Source organism: Vibrio sp. S457-15 (genome assembly GCF_000960545.1).
GTDB lineage: Bacteria > Pseudomonadota > Gammaproteobacteria > Enterobacterales > Vibrionaceae > Vibrio > Vibrio parahaemolyticus.
Map to the genome: position 1 here is coordinate 1 of NZ_JYOQ01000083.1, position 460 is coordinate 460.

1 protein-coding gene is annotated in these 460 nt (G+C 33.7%); it reads right to left on the reverse strand.

The genetic code is table 11. The features are described 5' to 3' along the window. A partial coding sequence (locus tag UF05_RS08725; RefSeq protein WP_197065577.1) for a substrate-binding domain-containing protein occupies positions 1 to 460 on the reverse strand: 460 nt, incomplete at both ends.

Below are 460 nucleotides of genomic sequence, written 5' to 3' on the forward strand. Positions count from 1 at the left end.
TGCCAGATGTTAGAGTATTTCGTGACTGGTTATTTACTACAACTTTTGTAATATCCTGTCTGTGTATAAGATCGGAGAAGTTTTTTATTTTTTGTGGATTTCCTTTTTGAACTAATATTACTGCAGGTCTTAAGTAAATGGGATGTGAGTTTTTTAGATCAAAACCATGTCCCTTGAACTCTTTCATTATTGTAAATGTAACATGTTCAGATGTTCCCCATATAATATCAGCACCTTTATTGGAACACTCATTACTTATAGCTTTTGCGCAGTCCTCCCATTTTTGTAAAGGACCATAAGTAATATTAATATCCACATCTTTATTTTCATCTATTTCTTTAAAAAAATCTGCGGCTTCTTCTATGGCGTGATGTGGCCCCCCCGCTCCGTAAATATTAATCACACTTGCATGTGATAATTGGCTAATGAAGATAAGGGCAAGAGTTATTAATTTATGAAA